Source organism: Limnoraphis robusta CS-951 (assembly GCF_000972705.2).
Genome location: NZ_LATL02000283.1, coordinates 1 through 18,132 on the forward strand (window position 1 = coordinate 1; position 18,132 = coordinate 18,132).

At 40.7% G+C, this 18,132-nt stretch carries 15 protein-coding genes; 9 read left to right on the top strand and 6 right to left on the bottom strand.

Going from position 1 to position 18,132, the window contains the following annotated elements:
* Nucleotides 1-147 precede the first annotated feature (147 nt).
* The 3 genes from recJ to WN50_RS23930 form a co-directional block, all read right to left on the bottom strand.
* Entirely contained in the window at nt 148-2,562 is a 2,415-nt protein-coding gene (recJ, locus tag WN50_RS23920; protein ID WP_046280216.1) for a single-stranded-DNA-specific exonuclease RecJ, read from the bottom strand.
* A gap of 38 nt (nt 2,563-2,600) precedes the next feature.
* Nucleotides 2,601-3,407, bottom strand: coding sequence for a PD-(D/E)XK nuclease family protein (locus tag WN50_RS23925; protein WP_046280217.1), 807 nt, complete (start codon nt 3,405-3,407; stop codon nt 2,601-2,603).
* Between the two features lie 206 nt (nt 3,408-3,613).
* A complete protein-coding gene (locus WN50_RS23930) occupies nt 3,614-3,895 on the bottom strand; it encodes a hypothetical protein (RefSeq protein WP_046280218.1) in 282 nt (93 codons plus the stop codon).
* A 428-nt stretch (nt 3,896-4,323) separates the two neighbouring features.
* On the opposite strand from WN50_RS23930, the gene WN50_RS23935 reads away from it, so the two are divergent.
* On the top strand, nt 4,324-4,617 hold the full coding sequence (locus WN50_RS23935) for a small RNA NsiR4-regulated ssr1528 family protein (RefSeq protein ID WP_046280219.1): 294 nt from the start codon (nt 4,324-4,326) through the stop codon (nt 4,615-4,617).
* A 239-nt stretch (nt 4,618-4,856) separates the two neighbouring features.
* A complete protein-coding gene (locus tag WN50_RS23940; protein WP_049561001.1) occupies nt 4,857-6,074 on the top strand; it encodes an RNA-guided endonuclease InsQ/TnpB family protein in 1,218 nt (405 codons plus the stop codon).
* A gap of 131 nt (nt 6,075-6,205) precedes the next feature.
* On the opposite strand, the gene WN50_RS23945 is transcribed toward WN50_RS23940, so the two are convergent.
* The gene (locus WN50_RS23945) at nt 6,206-6,652 is read right to left on the bottom strand and encodes an ArsC/Spx/MgsR family protein (protein WP_046280455.1); all 447 of its coding nucleotides are present in this window, start codon (nt 6,650-6,652) and stop codon (nt 6,206-6,208) included.
* 920 nt (nt 6,653-7,572) lie between these two features.
* On the opposite strand from WN50_RS23945, the gene WN50_RS23950 reads away from it, so the two are divergent.
* From WN50_RS23950 to WN50_RS23980, 7 genes are all read left to right on the top strand, one after another.
* Nucleotides 7,573-8,919, top strand: a complete 1,347-nt coding sequence (locus WN50_RS23950) for an AAA-like domain-containing protein (RefSeq protein WP_049561004.1) — start codon at nt 7,573-7,575, stop codon at nt 8,917-8,919.
* 91 nt (nt 8,920-9,010) lie between these two features.
* Nucleotides 9,011-10,597 carry a S8 family serine peptidase gene (locus WN50_RS31140; RefSeq protein WP_053221591.1) on the top strand — a complete coding sequence of 529 codons (1,587 nt, stop codon included), beginning with the start codon at nt 9,011-9,013 and terminating at the stop codon, nt 10,595-10,597.
* A gap of 176 nt (nt 10,598-10,773) precedes the next feature.
* The gene (locus WN50_RS23960) at nt 10,774-12,171 is read left to right on the top strand and encodes a hypothetical protein (RefSeq protein ID WP_046280449.1); all 1,398 of its coding nucleotides are present in this window, start codon (nt 10,774-10,776) and stop codon (nt 12,169-12,171) included.
* Between the two features lie 106 nt (nt 12,172-12,277).
* Complete coding sequence (locus WN50_RS23965; protein WP_046280450.1) at nt 12,278-13,660, top strand: DUF1822 family protein; 1,383 nt, start codon at nt 12,278-12,280, stop codon at nt 13,658-13,660.
* 118 nt (nt 13,661-13,778) lie between these two features.
* Nucleotides 13,779-14,768 (top strand): pentapeptide repeat-containing protein, encoded by a 990-nt coding sequence (locus tag WN50_RS23970; RefSeq protein ID WP_049561006.1) that lies wholly within the window; start codon nt 13,779-13,781, stop codon nt 14,766-14,768.
* 21 nt (nt 14,769-14,789) lie between these two features.
* Complete coding sequence (locus WN50_RS23975; protein WP_046280451.1) at nt 14,790-15,878, top strand: nucleotidyltransferase domain-containing protein; 1,089 nt, start codon at nt 14,790-14,792, stop codon at nt 15,876-15,878.
* Between the two features lie 128 nt (nt 15,879-16,006).
* A complete protein-coding gene (locus WN50_RS23980; protein ID WP_046280452.1) occupies nt 16,007-16,756 on the top strand; it encodes a DUF364 domain-containing protein in 750 nt (249 codons plus the stop codon).
* Nucleotides 16,757-16,790: 34 nt separating this feature from the next.
* Here WN50_RS23980 and map read toward each other — a convergent pair whose 3' ends face one another.
* Both map and WN50_RS23990 read right to left on the bottom strand, forming a co-directional pair.
* Nucleotides 16,791-17,555, bottom strand: coding sequence for a type I methionyl aminopeptidase (gene map, locus WN50_RS23985; RefSeq protein ID WP_046280453.1), 765 nt, complete (start codon nt 17,553-17,555; stop codon nt 16,791-16,793).
* Between the two features lie 107 nt (nt 17,556-17,662).
* Nucleotides 17,663-18,037, bottom strand: a complete 375-nt coding sequence (locus WN50_RS23990) for a DUF423 domain-containing protein (RefSeq protein WP_046280454.1) — start codon at nt 18,035-18,037, stop codon at nt 17,663-17,665.
* Nucleotides 18,038-18,132 lie beyond the last annotated feature (95 nt).

The following is an 18,132-nucleotide window of genomic DNA, read 5'->3' on the forward strand; positions in this document are numbered from 1 at the left end:
GGGTTTATCTCAATCTCGAAGTAGTAGTAAAGATATTGGCAGACCCCGCCCCTACGGTCATTTATTTTTTGGCTGGGGAATGAGTCATCCCTTTCCTCAGAAACAAAAATTGCATAATTTTCGGTAAAATTACTGATATTACATCGATCACCAGTCTGCAAGTGAAGCTTCCTCTGAGATAGCATGAGTGAGGGTTTGATGAGCGATCGCTTGAATGGTGGACAGAGGAACTTCACAGAAATACTGGCGGCGAAATCTTTCTTCTTGAATAGCCGCAAAAAATTTATCAATAAAATCTGAGAATTTTGCTAATTTTTCCGCTTCAGTTGTTTCTTGACTTTCCATTTGACTCATATAAAATTCGCGATTATGATGTTCGATTTTAAATCCTAATTGTCTTAAACTCTCAAAACCCCACATCAACGTTGGATCACCAATGGTTAACATTTTATGCAATTTTTTTCGGGTGACTGATTCTCCGGTTCTACTTAAATATTTGGCAATTCCGATTAGTTTTTCCCAAATTTCCATCGGTGAAATAGCAGGTTCAGTCTGATAAGCCAAAATTAACTGATGTTGAGGATGAACTAAACGCCTAAAGCACACCCGCAAATCATCCCAACTCGTCGGACAATCTTCTATGATTAAAGGTTTTCTATCCTCAAAAACTTCCGCTTCCCAGAGATTTTGATTGCCATTTCGCCAGTCAATAATATAATCAATTCTCCGAGAAACAGGCTTTAAATTTGCATTTTCAACGGGACGAACCTCTAATAAACGCACCTCATAACGTTTTTTAAACATATTATAATCGAGTTCAACCACCGCATCACATCGCCCTGGGGGAACTTCATCTTTGTAGTGACCCCACCAAACACCGGGAAATCCTATTTCTACAGATTCATCCCACAGTTCAAAGGTGGTTTTAATATAAGAAATCTTCTGACCTTTAAAATCTTTTTCATTTTGATGCCAGGGATTGTTAAACCAACAATTTTCTATTAAAATATGAGGAACAGGATTTCCCATTCCACAAGGTTCTAATAGTTTCAACTCTTGAAATAAATCGACTCCCAATTCCGACACTGTACAAACTAAATCGATTTGGATAATTGGTTCTAATCCCCCACCGGGAATCTGTTCAATTTGTTCTCGCAGTTGACGGTTAATCGCCTCTGTAAACATCGGAATATTTTCCACAGGTATACTTAACCCAGCCGCAAACGGATGACCGCCAAACCGATGTAATAAATGCGCCTGACCTCGGACTAATTCATACAAATCTATTTGATTAACGGATCGCGCCGAACCTCTGGCTAAGGGTTGATTGTTGTCTTCTTTTCCTTCAATATCCGTACTTAATAAAATAGTCGGTCGTCCATATTCTTGCGCCACTTGACCCGCGACTAACCCCAAAACTCCAATCGGCCATTGAGGATCAGTTAACACAATCACACAAGTGGTTGATAAGTCTAATTGACTGAGTTTTTTCGTTACATCTTTTGTCACTTCTCGTTGCAGTGACTTGCGGCGAGTATTGGCTAATTCCGTTTCTAAAGCCAATTGATCACAGCGTTTTTCATCTCGACTGGTGAGTAATTCCACACAAAAACTCGCGTCTCCTTGAATGCGACTCACCGCGTTAATTCGAGGGCCTAAACCAAAGGAAATATCCGTCGGACGATCGCCTGTCCGTTTACACAAATTCAATAATTTTGCCACACCCGGACGAGTCGAAGTTGTTTGTTGTTGTTTGAGTTTTTCGATTCCCCGTTGGGCGAGATAACGACAATCTCCGGTAAGCTGAACTAAATCCGCAATTAACCCAATTGCCACTAAATCTAACAAATCTTCTAGGGGACGTTCGGGAATATCTGGTAAAGTTTTGTAGAGGGCTTCGACTAATTTATAAGCCACCGCTACCCCAGAGAGATGATACATCGGATGCTGCGGGGGCAAATTGCGGGGATTAATAATCGAAACAACAGGCGGACGTGTCGGCGGCAAGGTATGATGATCGGTGACAATCACATCAATTCCTAACTGTTTGGCGTATTTAATTTCAGTAATATTGGTACTGCCTGTATCGCAAGTCACAATCACTTTTACACCCCGTTGGGCTAATGTTTCAATCCCGGTAATATTCAGGCCGTGAGAGTCCGTTAAACGATTGGGAATGTAGTAACATAAATAGGCTGATGCGTCTTCTGTTGTTTCTGCTATGCTTCCAATTTGGTTAAAAAACTGACCTAATCCATCCCATAATACAGATGTTGCAGTAATTCCATCCGCATCAAAATCTCCCCAAATCGCGATCGCTTCATCGCAGTTCCGGGCAATCACTAATCGATTTACTGCCCATTTCATCTCTTGCCCAAACTCAAAAGGATTTGCAGGTTTGTAGAGGTTTGCATCGAGAAATACTGCTAATTGTTCAGGAGTTTGAATACCACGAGACAGGAGTAACTGGGCGGCAAAACGTCCATCAACCTGGGGGGCATGATGACGAATTGCAGGAATTATCCAGTCGGGAATCTCAACAGTCGGCTGAATTTGCCACATTTGAATTTAAGATTTTGGAGAGAAAATATCTTTGAGATTTAGATGGGAATTTCTTCTATTTTAGCGAGATTTGGCAGTTTGTTAACGTTGAATTCCCAAAAATGATCATCCGTTTCCTGAATTCGCTGACAACGCAAGGCAAAAGAACAAGATTTACACTCTCCTTTTGAAAGGTTAACTTGAGGAAAGGGTTCTGCTTGTTCGTAGCGTTGGAGATTATAATCAAGTTGGGTGATCAGTTGGGTGAGATCCTGTTGGGTTTGTTGATGCTGTTGACTATTGTAGGAGAATTTGATAAATTCCGGCTCTGAATTTTCGTTTCCTTTGACAAACCAATAGGTCATCGAAACTTGTTCGGGTAAATAATCGCTCGTTTCCACTAAAAGATAAGGATAAAGCCTCGTTTGCCAATTTTTGATCAGATGACCATAATTTTGAGGACGAGGATAGGTTTTCCAATCAATAATTAGAGCGGTTTTATTGTCGGCGATTAATAGATCATAAACCCCGATCAGCAGATGATCTTGAAAGTTGAGAATGCGTTGATGTTCCGCTTCTCGAAAAGTTTGAACGTCAGGATTAAAATTAAAATTAGAATTAAAAATCTCAGGGGCGGCTTGAATTAATGCAGTTAAATTGTCACCGAGTGAGGGATCTTCAGCTACTAAACTTTCTATGGGTAAGCCTAATTCTCGCTGCTGCATTAACAGGTGAAAGCGGTTTCCCCATGCAAGTCTTTCTTCTTGTTCGGGGGAAAGCGGGGAAATCAGTTGCTCTAAGTAGGTGTATTGAAACCGACGCGGACAAGTGGATAATGTATTGAGTTGTTGCTGCGAGAGTTTCATGTTCCATCCTAAATTTTAGCTTTTTTCATTAGATATGATTTTTACCTTGTGTCAATTGTAATCTTTGGGGTGTCATTTGTGAAGCGATCGCCAAATTGAAGTGAATTTTTTTCAGCAAAAACTTACAGCTAGTGACGACATCATTCTATTAGACTCTGTTTGAACTAGAATTTATTCGTCACTCAATGATATTTTTATCGTCGTAGTTAATTGTGACCATAGGGATCACGACAGCCCGTATACACCACTTGCAGTTCTTCTCCCGCTTCATCCGCTAAACGTTGCTCTCGTTGAAGAATCTGTCTAGTAAAGCGTCTAGCACCTGCAAGTGTTGTTGCTCCTGCGCTATCGAGTACCCAAGCATTATCACCATTTTTGTACTTAAAATAACAGACGATGTCTTGTTGGGTGACTCGAACAGCTTGGGCGGGTAAACTTAGGTTCAATCCCACAAAAGCCAATGTAATACAACCGATTAACTTTCTCATGGTGTTTTTCCTCAAAGGATTAACTTCTTTTACTTACATCATCATACATTAACCTTAAGTTAACCTGAGAATTGACTTAATTTTTTGAGAGATTTAAGTTTTTATTTCTTTTGATGAAAAGTAGGGATAATGACTTATTTCTTTTGATGGATTTAATTAACATTACGTTATTCATTCGAGACGGGGCAATCAAGAACTTGAATCAAAATTAAACGAAAGAGCCAAAAAATACGACTCAGTATATGTCTATACGAACGATCAGTAAACTCGACTGCTAGTATAGAAACAATCTAGCAATACCGAGCGTAATATTCCACGTAGCTCACCCCCAAGGTGGGCTTTTAATCTGACTGGGGAGCTTGTCTGATAAAATAAAGTTGGTAAAATTCGGACTCAAGCTTGAGTTTTCTTGAATAGGTCTCATAAAAATGAAATCAGATACTCCAAGTACCCAAGGCGCAGATGCAGTCGATCAAGCGATCGCAGAGGGAATTGATTTAGACGGAACTCCCATTCCTCAAGATAAATTAGATCTCTACAATAAAGTGATGGCTTTAGAAGCTGGACGACAGCGCAGTGGTGTATCGAATTCAATGCGATCGCGTATTGTCCGCATCGGTGCGAAACATATTCCCCAAGAAGAACTCAATCAAATGTTAGCTGATGCGAAGTTTGAACCGCTCAAACCCAAAGAAATTGCGTTTTATTATGGCGGGAAATAGCAACAGAAACAGTCTGAAATAATTGAGGGCGCAAACCGAGTGCGCCCAAAAAATTCTCAATCTCAGACTCATTCTCTATCTTAACGGGGGGACTGGGGGGCTATAGCACTGCCTCCATAATCTTTGATTTGGGGGTAGGTACATGGACACCCCAGGTAAAAAGCGAGGCATTCGACCTGTCCGCTTTTTACAATCTCCGTATCAATTGTTAAACTTAATGACATAGAGTCAAAACAGCCATGTTGGTATTTGAGGCCAAATTACGAGGAACAAACGAGCAGTACGCCATCTTAGATGAGATGATTCGTACTGCCCGTTTCGTGCGTAATAGTTGCCTGAGATACTGGATGGATAACAAAAGGGTCAACAGGTATGACTTGAACAAGTATTGCAAAATACTCAGAGAACAATTTGAATGGTGCAAGAAGCTCTCAGCGCAAGCCTGTCAAGCCAGTGCTGAAAGGGCATGGAGTGCCATCGCCAGGTTCTTTGATAATTGCAAGAAAAAGGTTCCGGGTAAGAAAGGCTTCCCTAAGTTTAAGAAGCATCAAACTCACGGCTCAGTCGAGTACAAAGTTGATGGATGGGTGTTATCGGATGATCGATTAACCATTACGTTCAGGGATGGTTTCAAAGCTGGAACTTTTAGAATGTGGGGAACTCGCGATTTACATTTTTACCAAAAAGAACAGATTAAACGAGTGAGTGTTGTGCGTCGAGCCGATGGATATTATGTTCAGTTTTCCATCGACCAAGAGCGAAATGAACAACATAAACCCACAAATCGGATGGTAGGCATAGATGTTGGTTTAAACTATTTCTACACTGACTCTGATGGTAAAAAAGTAGAAAACCCTCGGTTCTTAAGGAAGGCAGAGAAGTCTTTAAAACGCGCACAAAAACGTGTTTCTCGTAGAACTAAAGGGTCAAAAAATCGCTTCAAAGCCATTAAAAAGTTGGGTAGAACGCATCTCTTGGTATCAAGGCGGCGTAAAGACTTTGCAGTAAAGACTGCTTGGGCGCTTATCCTGTCGGCAGATTTGGTAGCCATTGAAGACCTAAAAGTGCGAAACATGGTTAAGAATCATCGTCTAGCTAAATCAATATCTGATGCTAGTTGGACGTTGTTTAGGCAGTGGTTGGAATATTTCGGGAAAGTGTTTAACGTGCCAGTGATTGCTGTTGCACCTCATTACACATCTCAAAATTGCTCTAACTGTGGTTCCGAAGTTAAGAAAACTTTGTCCACTCGCACACATCAATGCCCACACTGCGGTTATTTAGATGACCGGGATACGAACGCTGCCATTAATATTTTGATGAAAGCGTTACAAGGACTAGCACAACTACCGAGGGGCACTCGGAAAGTAACGCCTGGGGATGAGATGATCCACTGCTTGGAGGGAGAAATCCCGAAAAGCAAGGTTGCTCGTAGAGCCAGGAAACCCCATCAGTGATGATGGGAATCCACCTCCATAATCTGCGTGATTTGGAGGTGGAGGATGTCAAGAAGTTGCATCACATTAATCCCCCCAGCCCCTTATCCCCCTGAAAAATGGGGGTAAGGAGGGACTAAACAGAAACGGTATCACCGAGTTGAAATTGAATCTGCGGAAGTCTTACAAGGCGTTTCAGCGTGAGAACGGGGACAAGTTTCTAAATCTTCAGCAATAGAACTGGTAGGATTTAAACCAATCCAAGCTGCAATACTATCTTGATCAAAACCGACTCGATAAATTTCTCCCACTTGAATTAAAGGACGACGAATTAACAGAGGATCGGCTATCATTAGATTTAAGGCGGTTTCTGCATCTACTTGACCTGGATCAACTTCACCGGATTTAATCCGAGGTGCGCTGCGATTAAACCAGTCTGTTACAGGTAAGTCGCCGAAAAAAGGACGTAATTTTTCGGGAGTCCAAGACTCAGTTAATAGGCTGCGAGCATCTAAATTGTGGCCTGCGGCTTGTAGCAACGCTTTTTGCTTCGTATTATTTTTACATCCCGGTTTTTCATAGAAGACAACATTAGCCATAATTCCAACTCCTGGCATTTATTTGTACTCTACAATTTGTTTTTTCCCTCAACTATCAAATTCGATACAGATTCAGCTTTATCCCAACATTGGCTCTGAAAATAACTAACTTTGGATGTTGACAAATTGCAGAATATATGTATATTAATTCCTGAGCAAAGGAAATTTGATTTTCAAAATATTTTTGCAGCAACAGTAGGTAAAGCGGAGGGAAAAGAGATTTCGCTTAGATCCCATTCACTGGAGTTGAACGATTAGCCTCAAGTGCTAGAAGTGACTTCCAGAGTAGATTTTAGGATGTTTTCATATCGGATCTACAAACAGCATTGGATGTGATTTGATAATGTTATCTTATGAAATTGAGCAAGAGACTAACTTTATATATTGTCGATGGATGTTGCTCTTGTCATATTGGTAGGGTGACTGGTTTTGTTGAGGTGAACTGGCTAACATGATAAGTTTCATGCTGCCAGTTCAATTTTTAGCACTCATCAGCTTAACGCTTAAAGCCCTACACAATATACTGGTGAGAAAAACTTGAACTTAGAGTTCATAACCTCCATTAACACTTGAGATTTTGAGCATCAATCCATCTTGAGCAATAAAAGTTAAGGACTGAGAAAAGCGTCAACTGCTCTATGTCCAAGGAATCGTAATAGATCAAAGACTTTGATCAAGCTGGAAAACATGGATGAAAATACCTAATTCTTTCTATTAAATGCTATAGGATATCACAATCACCGATAATAAAAGTGCAGTAACAACAAAACCCTGCTCAACAAAATTGCGATCTATAACGATGACCAGAGTTGTCCCGTATTAGATTGAGTATATTCAGATTATGGTAGGCAAAAATTAAAATATCTAGAGGATGCGGCTATACTGGGTGAATAAGAAAACCATAGAGTTTATTCTGGGGAATGGGTGTTAAGGAAATTGTAGAACTAGCCGATACCTTGGTAAGTATTCGGACAGGGAGTTCTTTGAGCTATATCCACAAAACTATCCTAACGGAATCGTTGCAGGATATCAAAAAGACCTACGATCAAATAGCGGTGGAAAATGGTTATTCTCCAAGCTACCTCAAAAATGGAGCCGCTCCCAAGTTATGGCATCTGCTGTCAGAAGTTCTCGGTGAAAAGGTCAATAAAATCAACTGTCGCCTTTTACTCGAAAAACAACTGCTCAATTCAGGAAGTATTAATGGGAACAAGTTTGCAGAAATCTCTGATTCGCTAAAAGTAGAATCTCCCGAAGGACAAGTTCCGCTCGCTTCTGAATTTTACATCGAGCGATCGCCAATTGAATCTAGCTGTTATCAAGAAATTCACAAGCCTCGCTCCCTAACTGTCATCAAAGCACCTCGCAAAATGGGTAAAACCTCGCTAATGGTGAGAATGCTTGCTAAAGCAAGGGGAGAAGGATGTAAAACTGTACAGCTCAGTCTAAACCAAGCAGAAAGCAAAGTCTTCACCTCAACCGAAAAGTTTTTGCGCTGGTTGTGCGCTAACACCGCCCGACAACTAGAATTAGATCCACAACTTGATGAATATTGGGATGAAGACATGGGAGCATTAGTCAGTTGTACCCTGTATTTTCAGGGATATTTGCTCCCAAAAATCAACAGTCCGATCATCCTGGCTATCGATGAAGTCAATCAACTTTTTGATGATCCCTCACTCACCCGAGATGTATTTGCGCTATTGCGCTCATGGCATGAAGAAACCCGAGATATTAATGAGTGGCAAAAACTGCGTTTACTTCTGATAAACTCAAGGGAAGTCTATATTCCTCTCGAACTGAATAAATCTCCCTTTAACATCGGTTACTACTCCGTTGAGTTACCGCCTTTTAACAGCGAACAAGTGCTAGATCTGGCTCTGCGTCATCGACTCCATCTATCGGCTTCAGTTTTGTCGCAATTGATGGATCTGCTGGGGGGATTTCCTTATCTCGTCAGACTGGCTTTCTATCAAAGTGTCCGTTGTCAAATCGATGTCCAAACATTACTAGAAACGGCAACCCATGATACAGGAATTTATCACCATCATCTGCATAGTCAAGCCTGGTGTCTTCAACAACATCCTGATTTAGCGATCGCCTATCAAAAAGTTCTCACCGCCCAAACTCCAATTCAACTCGATCAAATACAAGCCTTTAAACTGAAGAGTATGGGGCTAGTTCATCTCAATGGTGATCAAGCAACCGTTAGCTGTGAACTCTATCGACAGTATTTTAAATCTTTATCAGCAGGATCTTGGCGTTGATTTTAATATTAACCAACAGCTTTGCATAAGTTCCCCACCGCCAGAGATAAGAACGGATAGAAGTTTATGGCGGTTGGAAACGCTTACTAAGATGTTTGACTCTCAAACAGATTTTTCAGGATTGTATCTCTATGACATCACGGGCGCTGAGAACCTTAATGGCTTTGTTTCCTCAATGTCTCAATTCCCCACTCTAGAAAGCCTTGAACCTGTTATTATTCCTGAGTTTTTGGGCGATCGCTCCGACTACCCACAAACTCACCCCAGCGTTGATTTACTCACAGGTGAAGAATTATCGATCAGTTCCAGCCTAAGCAATGAACTTTTAATTCCCTACACGTCACTAATTTCTGATGATAGTTTAATAACGGCTCAAGATTTGGGTGTATTAGAAGGAACTCAAGTCATTAATGATTCAGTCGGAACCTTTGATCTAGATGACTATTATCGCATTCAACTCAACAGTCCCAAAGATCTGACTCTTTCTTTGGATGGTTTAATCGCTGATGCTGATTTAAAACTGATTGCAGATTACAACAGTAATGGTATTGTTGATTATGGTGAGGTGATTGACTCTTTTATTCAATTTGGTAGCCTCCCCGAGAATATTTCAGCAAATTTACCGCCCGGAACCTACTATGTTAACGTTGAACAATACAGTGGTGATACGCCCTATACTCTGACTCTCTCTACAACTGAGCCAGTCCCCGGTTTTAATTCAGTCGATGGCTATGGTTTAGTTAATGCTGCTGCTGCGGTTAGTCGGGGAATTGGTTCTCCTGTTCCCTTTGCAGATGTTCTCGATACGAATTATCCTTGGGAACTCAACGCCACAAACGTTCCTGAAGTTTGGACTCAAGGTTTTACAGGTGAAGGCGTTGTTGTAGCAGTGCTTGATAGTGGCGTTGACTACACTCACCCCGATCTTGATAGTAGAATCTGGAAAAATATTGATGAAATTCCCGCCAATGGTATTGATGATGATCGCAATGGTTATACAGATGATATCATCGGTTGGGATTTTGTTGACTACGATGCTACTCCGATGGACTTTTATAATCACGGAACTCATGTCGCCGGAATTGTTGCTGCTGAAGCCAATGAATTTGGGGTGACTGGAGTTGCTCCCAACGCTCAAATTATGCCGATACGAGTGATGGCTGATGAACAAGGGGCTTGGGTTGATGATCTTGTCTCTGGAATTTACTATGCGGTGAATAACGGTGCAGATGTGATTAATATGAGTCTGGGTTTTTATGATGATTACAATAACTGGACACCACTCCAACAAGCCGTTCAGTTTGCAACAGAGAATGGAGTTGTTGTGGTATCTGCGGCTGGAAACCAAGGAAACCAAGATCGGTTTTCTCCTTTATACCCGGCTGGGTACGCAACAGACTGGGGAATTGCAGTAGGCGCTTCTAATATTAACAATCAGTTTGCAGATTTCTCTAATCAGGCAGGGTGGATACCGCTCGATTACGTTGTGGCTCCTGGTGTAGACATTAAATCAACCACACCCAACGATGATTATCAACTTTTTGAGGGAACTTCGATGGCGGCGCCTCATGTGGCGGGTATAGCGGCGTTGATGCTGAGTGCGAACCCCAATTTAACGGTTGGGGAAGTCGAGCAAATATTGACACAGACGGCGAATCCTGATGTTTTGATTGCCTAAATCCGATCAGCTTGTTAAACTCTGAGGCAGAGTGCATAGGCTGAGTGTGCCTAGAAATAGGTATTAGTAGAGGGGAATACCCCAGTACAACACTCACAAAGCAAAGCAGATGAAATAATTGATCAAGGAATGAGTCTGTTGATCGTTCACTATCGCCAACTAAAACTTGAATCTCAATGGCTACTGTGTCAAAATACTGGAAATTAGTCAAACTCGAAAGTTCGGGACAGAGGAAAATCTCTGAAATCGCCTCGGCTAAGTCATTTTTTCAGTCAGTATTTCCAGAGTGGGCGACTCGCACAGACATCTCAGATGTTGAAATTCAGCAAAAATTGACTCAATGGTATCGGGAACCCGAAACGCTTCCTCATCCCAATTTGAATTCAATCAATGCTCAACTCTGTCTTTTGTGTTATATTTCTTGGCAAATCGAGCAAGTCTGCTTGAACCTCGAAGCCAAATATAGGGATGAATACGGCGTTAGTTGTAGTGATTTGCTACCTTTGGTTCTCGATGAAGCCGGAGAAATAAACCGCAAAAACACAGCTTATCAGTCCTTAGCCCGACAAATTCTCGAAAGTTTTGACCCCCAACAAAGTAGTTTAGCCACCTGGACCAATCGACGAGTTAAATTCCATCCAGAATTGAACGCATTTTTGCTGGAACGGGGAATTTATATGATCAGTAATTGGGCGATTTTGAACGATACTCGACCCAAACAACTTGAACGAATTTTGTCTGAGGTTTATCAATTGACTTCTTTAGAAGTTCAACGCAGTAGTCACATTTTATCAAGTTATCACAGTGTCTATCGCTGTCAACGGCTTCAACAACGCCAAACTGGATTTAAAAGGCGATGTCAACCTCCAACTTCTGAACAATATGAACAAATGGCTGACTTCCTAAAAACTCAATTGAATCTCTCGATTTCCGCGAAGATTGTCGATCAAAAACTCGAAGAAATTGCAACTCAATTAAGAGATTATCGGATTTATGTTCGAGGGGGTAAATTCCCGATTAAGCCGAGAGAACTTGATGAAAAGATAGATCAATTGATTGACATCGAGTTTACCGAAAAAGATGACTATCAAGAGGAGTTTTTAGATCAGTACCGTCAGCAGTTTATGGCTTGTTTAGATGCAACAATTTTACAGGTGACTGAGCAAAGATGCAAGCAATTTAAGCGGAAAAGTCTGGAAAAGTCAGAACAATTTTTAAAAGCGTTGAGTCTATTTCATTGTCGAGGAGACTCGATGGGAGAAATTGCCAAAAAACTCGGACTGAAAGCCCAATATCAGGTCACTCGTTTGTTAAACTTAAAGGAGTTTAGAGCCGATGTTAGACAACAATTATTAATTCAGTTACGGGATCGGATTCTTGAGTTTGCAAAAAACTATACTGATACTCAACGTTTGAAAAATCTAGATAAAAAAGTTGAAGAAGCACTCGATGAACAGATTAATCAGATTATTCAAGAAGCCGAATCAGAATCTCATAATTCTCAAGATAATTACACAAAAAGTCTGTTTTCTCAGCGACTTTGTAAGCAGCTCGATTGTCAGTTTAACTGTTAAACGAATTCACCTTCTACCTCTATGCTATTTAATTGTATTACAATAACACTGGGCGGTACATCAGATCAACTCAAACTGTTAATTCAAGTAATCAGGAGAAACCAAAATGAATAACTCATCTCTACTATCAGAACTAGAATTCGGCTTTGAAACCTTCTCTCCCGAATCGGTTACATTATCAAACGATCAAATCAATCAAGCGATCAACCTCAGTAATGCTATTCAGAATGAATCTCGAAAATGGTATACTTATTTAAACGCTTTGGCTTTGTTTGGGTTTGAGAATTGGTTAGAAGAACGAGGCGAAGATTTTACAGTTAATCGAGAAAAATGTTCGGTTTTTAATCCTGAAATTAGTAATAGCATTGAAGCGGTTTGTCATTTAAAAGTTAATCAATTTAAGGTGTGTCTGATTACAGTCGGTAGCTTGTTTGATGAAGTCGTTACTGTTCCTCAAGCTGTTTTAGACTTACCTGAGTATGCGGCTCAATTTTATGTGTTAGTCGAAGTTCAAGAAGAACTGGAAACGGTTAGTATTTCTGGCTTTATTTCCTATCCCGATTTAATCGCAGCCAAAGCTAACGTTAATTTAGAACCTGATTTAGACTGGACATATCAAATTCCCCTCCAATGGTTTGAACAAGAAACCGATCAGTTACTCCTCTATTTCCGTTGTTTAGAACCCGCAGCCATTGCGTTACCTAAAGCGGTTAATCGTCAGAATTCACTCTCCGCTCAAAAAGCAGAATTACAAGCTATTTTACCCCAACTTCAAGCAGAAAACGGACAGTCAACCTCTCAACTTTGGAATCTATTAACCTGGGAACAAGGAATAGCAATACTCACCAATCCTCAGCTTTTGCGATGGGTTTATCAAGTTCAAAATTCAACGGATTTAGAAGCTGAAACAAGTTCATCAGAATGGCTGAAAACGCAAAAGAATTACCTCTCTGATCTCCTGACATTATTAACTGAACCCGCCATGAATCTGGGGCGTTGGTTACGAGATGAGTTAGATAATTTCGCAAGTGAATTATCCTGGGTTCTTGTTCCTGAATTCTCACCAGCCACCGCCATGCGGAGTTTGAGATTGGCTTCCGAAGAATTTGAAGCGATTGTGCAGGAACTTCAAAAACAAGACATAGAAATTCCGACTCAAGCGAAAGGTGCTTATCGGGATTTACAACTAGCAGAAACAGCTTTGCGGTTGTATGCTTTAACTTGGGAATTAGACTCTAATACGGTTCGAGAATGGAAATTATTGCTGATTTTAGGAACACCTTCTCGGATGAGTTTACCCAATCAAGTTCAGTTACGAGTCAGTGATGAGACGCAGATTTTAGTGGAACAAAACTTAAATCCAGACGATGATTATCCCTATATTTTCACGGCGGTTATTGGAAGTTTAGAGGAAAAATTCATCGTTACCGTTAGCCTCGGTTCAGAAATTCAAGAAACCCTACCTCCATTTGGGTTTAATCCTGAATAATCATCAAAAAACGGGTTCCGTCTGCATAAGAGGTTCAACTTGGGAGATATATACAAGTAGAAGGCTAATAGTCCCATTTTGAGACTGTGGCTTCTCAACTCTACCCCAGGTGTACATAATGAACGCTTGTCTTTCGGAACCTAACTTTCCACCTTCATTCAACTTAAAACCTGAAACACCCGAAAATCAGAACCTCGAAATTCTTGATCCCATTCGTCAGATATTAAAGACGAAACGGGGTGAAAATAGTAACCTTCCAAAAGCAAACTTACAGCAAGCTGATCTCGCTGGAGCCAATTTAGCGGGAGCAGATTTAGAAGAAGCAAATCTTCAAGGAGCCAACCTCGTTAATGCCAATTTGAGAAATGCTAACCTCAAAAAAGCAAACCTAAAAAATGCTAATTTAAGTGGAAGTGATTTGCGAGGAGCCGATTTAAGTTTCGCAATACTCACCGGGAGTAACTTAACTCAAGCGAACTTAGAAAATGCGGATCTAAAATCTACAAATCTGGGATGTTTTTCTTCTCAACGCACTCAACTTGATCAGGCTAATTTGAAAAATGCTAACTTGGCTCAAGCCAATTTGCAAGGCGTTTCTTTAAAAGCGGCTAATCTTGATGGAGCGAACCTCAAGGAAGCTAATTTTAATCCCTATTTAGATAAAGAAAATCCATCAAAATCGAGAATTGTTAGTGATTTAACCGATGCAAGTTTAAAAAATGCAAATCTCCGAAAAGCCGAACTTAATTCTGCTATTCTAGAGAATACAAGCTGTGAAAATGCTGATTTTCAATACGCTCAACTTCAGCAAGCTATTCTCCGTAAAGCCAACTTGACGAATACTAACTTCAGCCAAGCTAATCTAAATTCTGCTAATTTAAACCAAGCCAATCTTCGAGGGGCTAATTTGAGAGTCAGCAACTTAGAGAAAGCCTGTTTGGTAGAAGCAACTCTGATCAATGCTAAGTTAGAATTCGCTTGTTTAACTTATCTTGATATGAGTGGAGCAAACTTTAAAGGGGCAAATTGGAGTCGTGCTGAATTACATAACAATATCATGCAAAATGTCACCCTACCTGATGGTACAACCTATCAGTCTACGGATTAGAAAAAATCATTTTAAAAATCAATGAATCGTCAAGAAATCGAAAACAGAACCATTTTAATCGCCTTAACAGGTTCACGGGGTTATGGTTTAGAAACGGCTACCTCTGATTATGACTACCGAGGGATTTTCATTGCGACAAAACCCTATTATTTGGGGTTGAGTCAAATCGAACAACAAGATAAAGGGTGGGATGAAACCCCCTCTGAAAAGTTTCCTTATCTCTCTAAGGATACCTGTATTTATGAATTGAGAAAGTTCTTGAATTTAGCCATTGATAATAATCCCAATATCTTAGAATTGCTGTGGTTTAAAGATTATATTCATCTCACAGAAGTCGGAAAAATATTGCAGCAACATCGACAAACTTTCCTCTCAAAACGAATCAAACAAACCTATTCCGGTTATGGTTACGCTCAAATCAAAAAGCTAGAATCTCATCGCCGTTGGTTGCTGAACCCCCCGCAACATCAACCGACTGCGGCTGAATTTGGACTCGGAGAAACACCGCCTCTAAATATCAGTCAGATGAATAGTTTTTTAGAATACTTGTATCTATTGGTACGCGATCGCATCGAATATCTAGAACCCGCCAAAGAGTTGTATAATCTGTTAACATCAGAAATCGATTACAAGGGAATTTTCAAACAACATTCCCTCCCTGATGAGACATTAGAAACAACTCAGAAACTCACCAACTGTTCATCAGACTTTATTCAACTCTTGCAAAAAAGCCAACAGTATCAACGAGCCATTCGAGAATTCAAAAACTATCAAAGTTGGAAACAAAATCGCAATCCAGAACGCGCTAAAATGGAAGCAAAAGTCGGGTATGATTGTAAATTTGCCATGCAAGCTATTCGGCTATTAAAAACAGGAATAGAGGTTTTAAAGACTCAGATTTTAGTTGTTGATCGTCGAGAAGCTGGAGATGCAGAGGAATTATTAGCCATCAAAAAAGGTGTATATTCCTACGATGAAGTGATGGAAATAGCCAAAAAACTCTATCAACAACTCGATGAAGCCGAAGCCGTTTCAACCCTTCCCAAATCCGTTGATGAAGCAGTTGTTAATCAACTCTGTATGGATTTGGTTTCACAACAGGGTTTTTGATTTTGTAAGGGTGTTGCGGTTTGTATCCTATTTTCTATTTTCTCCAAAAACCCAAAGAACTTCTTAAGCCATTGGCAATTGAGGCTAAATGCGTCAATAATAACAAAGTTGGTTAATCACAAATTTCTATGACTCATCCCCGCGAAATTTATGACCTGCTACTGGATAAAAGCCTCAGCAACAGTCCCATTCAAGAAATTATCATTGGTTTAACCTGGACGCTTTGTGAAGCCGAAGGAATGGGGTTATGTATGAGTCCAGGAATACCCATTCGTACTTTACCTTGGTCGGGAACTTTGGTCAACAAACCTGCCTCGGAATTAACCTCGTGGGTGAAGTCATGGGAGAGTTATCAAGCCACAGTCGGAATGGCTGTAATTAACGCAATTATTAACTCCAATTCTCCCCTGTCAAAAACGGCTGAATTACTGTCTCCAACTGGCCCGTCAAACTTAGCAGTCTTTGAATATTTTTTACCGCAAATTCGCTCCAAACGAGTGGCAATTGTTGGGCGTTATCCTGAACTTTCTCGCTATGAAAAAGAGATGAATTTAGTTGTGATTGAGAGACAACCCGCTTCGGGAGATTTACCAGACCCCGCTTGTGAATTTATTTTACCCGAGTCGGAATGGGTGTTTCTAACAGCGACTTCTATTGTGAATAAAACCTTTCCTCGCTTGGCAGAATTATCAAAAGATGCGACCTTAGTATTAATGGGGCCGACTTTACCTTGGTTATCAGAATTAGCAGAAATGGGTGTTAATTACTTGGCGGGAGTGCGTATAATTAACCCCCAAGCCTTGCGTCAAACCGTTGCAGAAGGCGGCGGAACCCGCATTTTTGAGACGGGAGTACAATATTGTATTCAGCAAATTTAAGGCAAATGAGCAATTAAACTGCTAGAAATTAAACCTAATCCGGTAATGTTAAAATATCTACACCGGATTCAGTCACAGCAACAGTGTGTTCAAACTGGGCGGAAAGTTTACCATCGATGGTAATTGCAGTCCAACCATCTTCGAGAACTTTTGCTTCCCAAGTTCCTTCATTAATCATCGGTTCAATAGTAAAAACCATCCCCGGACGCAATTTTTTTCCTTTTCCGGCGGTTCCATAATGGGGAACTTGAGGTGCGGTATGAAACGTGGTATTTATACCATGACCAACAAAATCTCGTACAACAGAAAATCCGTGAGATTCTGCATATTCTTGAATCGCGGCGCCAATATCTCCAATTTTTGCACCCGGTTTAACCGCCGCAATTCCCCGCATCATCGACTCATAAGTAACTTCAACTAATTTTTTCGCAACCGGGGAAGGCGTACCGACAAAAAATGTTTTAGAAGTATCACCGTGATAACCATCCACAACCGGAGTGACATCAATATTAATAATATCTCCCTCTTGAAGAATTTGTTTGGCGTTGGGAATACCATGACAAATGACATGATTAACGCTCGTACAAATCGATTTGGGGAAGCCATGATATCCTAAAGGAGCGCTGCGAGCATCGTTAGCCTTTGTCCAACGTTCGGCTTCATCGTTGAGTTCCAGTGTACTCACTCCCGGTTGAACCATCGGTTCAAGATGATTCAATAATTGAGCCGCTAAACGTCCCGCTTGACGCATTTTTTCGATTTCACGACTCGACAACAGAACAATTGTTTCGCTTCCCATTTGCGCTAAATTGATGAAGAATTTGTCTTATTACCTTTCCAGCGTAACTCTTCTACGGTATCATAACCAACTGAATGGGTAAATTTTTACTCAATCTCAGATTTTAATCAGAGCTTGAAAGTGGCGATCGCTAAACATCCCCATCCCGCAATAAATGCCACACCCCCAAGCGGCGTAATTGCCCCGAGCCATTTAATCCCCGTTAAGCTTAAAGCATACAGACTCCCCGAAAAAATGGCGACCCCGACAATAAAAGCAGTCCCGGCGATAGTGATTAACGGTTGAGGAGATTGAGAATTTCTGAGTAACACTCCGAGTAATAATAAAGCCAGGGCATGATACATTTGATAACGAGCAGCCGTTTCAAAGATTTCAATCCCTCGTTCGCTGATTTTTCCACTCAAAGCATGAGCGCCAAAAGCACCCGCCATCACCGAAAAACCGCCTAAAATTGCTGCAATTGTTAAAAAGATTCTATCCATGATCTTTCCTGTTATCGATTTTAGCTACAATTTAACCTAATATAATCCCAAGTGTAGGGGCGGGTTCGACAATATCTTTACTACTACTCAAAGAT

What these genes read in the sequence shown, in the direction of transcription:
- recJ (WP_046280216.1), bottom strand. Translation starts at nt 2,562, where the DNA reads ATGTGGCAAATTCAGCCGACTGTTGAGATTCCCGACTGGATAATTCCT.
- WN50_RS23925 (WP_046280217.1), bottom strand. Translation starts at nt 3,407, where the DNA reads ATGAAACTCTCGCAGCAACAACTCAATACATTATCCACTTGTCCGCGT.
- WN50_RS23930 (WP_046280218.1), bottom strand. Translation starts at nt 3,895, where the DNA reads ATGAGAAAGTTAATCGGTTGTATTACATTGGCTTTTGTGGGATTGAAC.
- WN50_RS23935 (WP_046280219.1), top strand. Translation starts at nt 4,324, where the DNA reads ATGAAATCAGATACTCCAAGTACCCAAGGCGCAGATGCAGTCGATCAA.
- WN50_RS23940 (WP_049561001.1), top strand. Translation starts at nt 4,857, where the DNA reads ATGTTGGTATTTGAGGCCAAATTACGAGGAACAAACGAGCAGTACGCC.
- WN50_RS23945 (WP_046280455.1), bottom strand. Translation starts at nt 6,652, where the DNA reads ATGGCTAATGTTGTCTTCTATGAAAAACCGGGATGTAAAAATAATACG.
- WN50_RS23950 (WP_049561004.1), top strand. Translation starts at nt 7,573, where the DNA reads ATGGGTGTTAAGGAAATTGTAGAACTAGCCGATACCTTGGTAAGTATT.
- WN50_RS31140 (WP_053221591.1), top strand. Translation starts at nt 9,011, where the DNA reads ATGTTTGACTCTCAAACAGATTTTTCAGGATTGTATCTCTATGACATC.
- WN50_RS23960 (WP_046280449.1), top strand. Translation starts at nt 10,774, where the DNA reads ATGGCTACTGTGTCAAAATACTGGAAATTAGTCAAACTCGAAAGTTCG.
- WN50_RS23965 (WP_046280450.1), top strand. Translation starts at nt 12,278, where the DNA reads ATGAATAACTCATCTCTACTATCAGAACTAGAATTCGGCTTTGAAACC.
- WN50_RS23970 (WP_049561006.1), top strand. Translation starts at nt 13,779, where the DNA reads ATGAACGCTTGTCTTTCGGAACCTAACTTTCCACCTTCATTCAACTTA.
- WN50_RS23975 (WP_046280451.1), top strand. Translation starts at nt 14,790, where the DNA reads ATGAATCGTCAAGAAATCGAAAACAGAACCATTTTAATCGCCTTAACA.
- WN50_RS23980 (WP_046280452.1), top strand. Translation starts at nt 16,007, where the DNA reads ATGACTCATCCCCGCGAAATTTATGACCTGCTACTGGATAAAAGCCTC.
- map (WP_046280453.1), bottom strand. Translation starts at nt 17,555, where the DNA reads ATGGGAAGCGAAACAATTGTTCTGTTGTCGAGTCGTGAAATCGAAAAA.
- WN50_RS23990 (WP_046280454.1), bottom strand. Translation starts at nt 18,037, where the DNA reads ATGGATAGAATCTTTTTAACAATTGCAGCAATTTTAGGCGGTTTTTCG.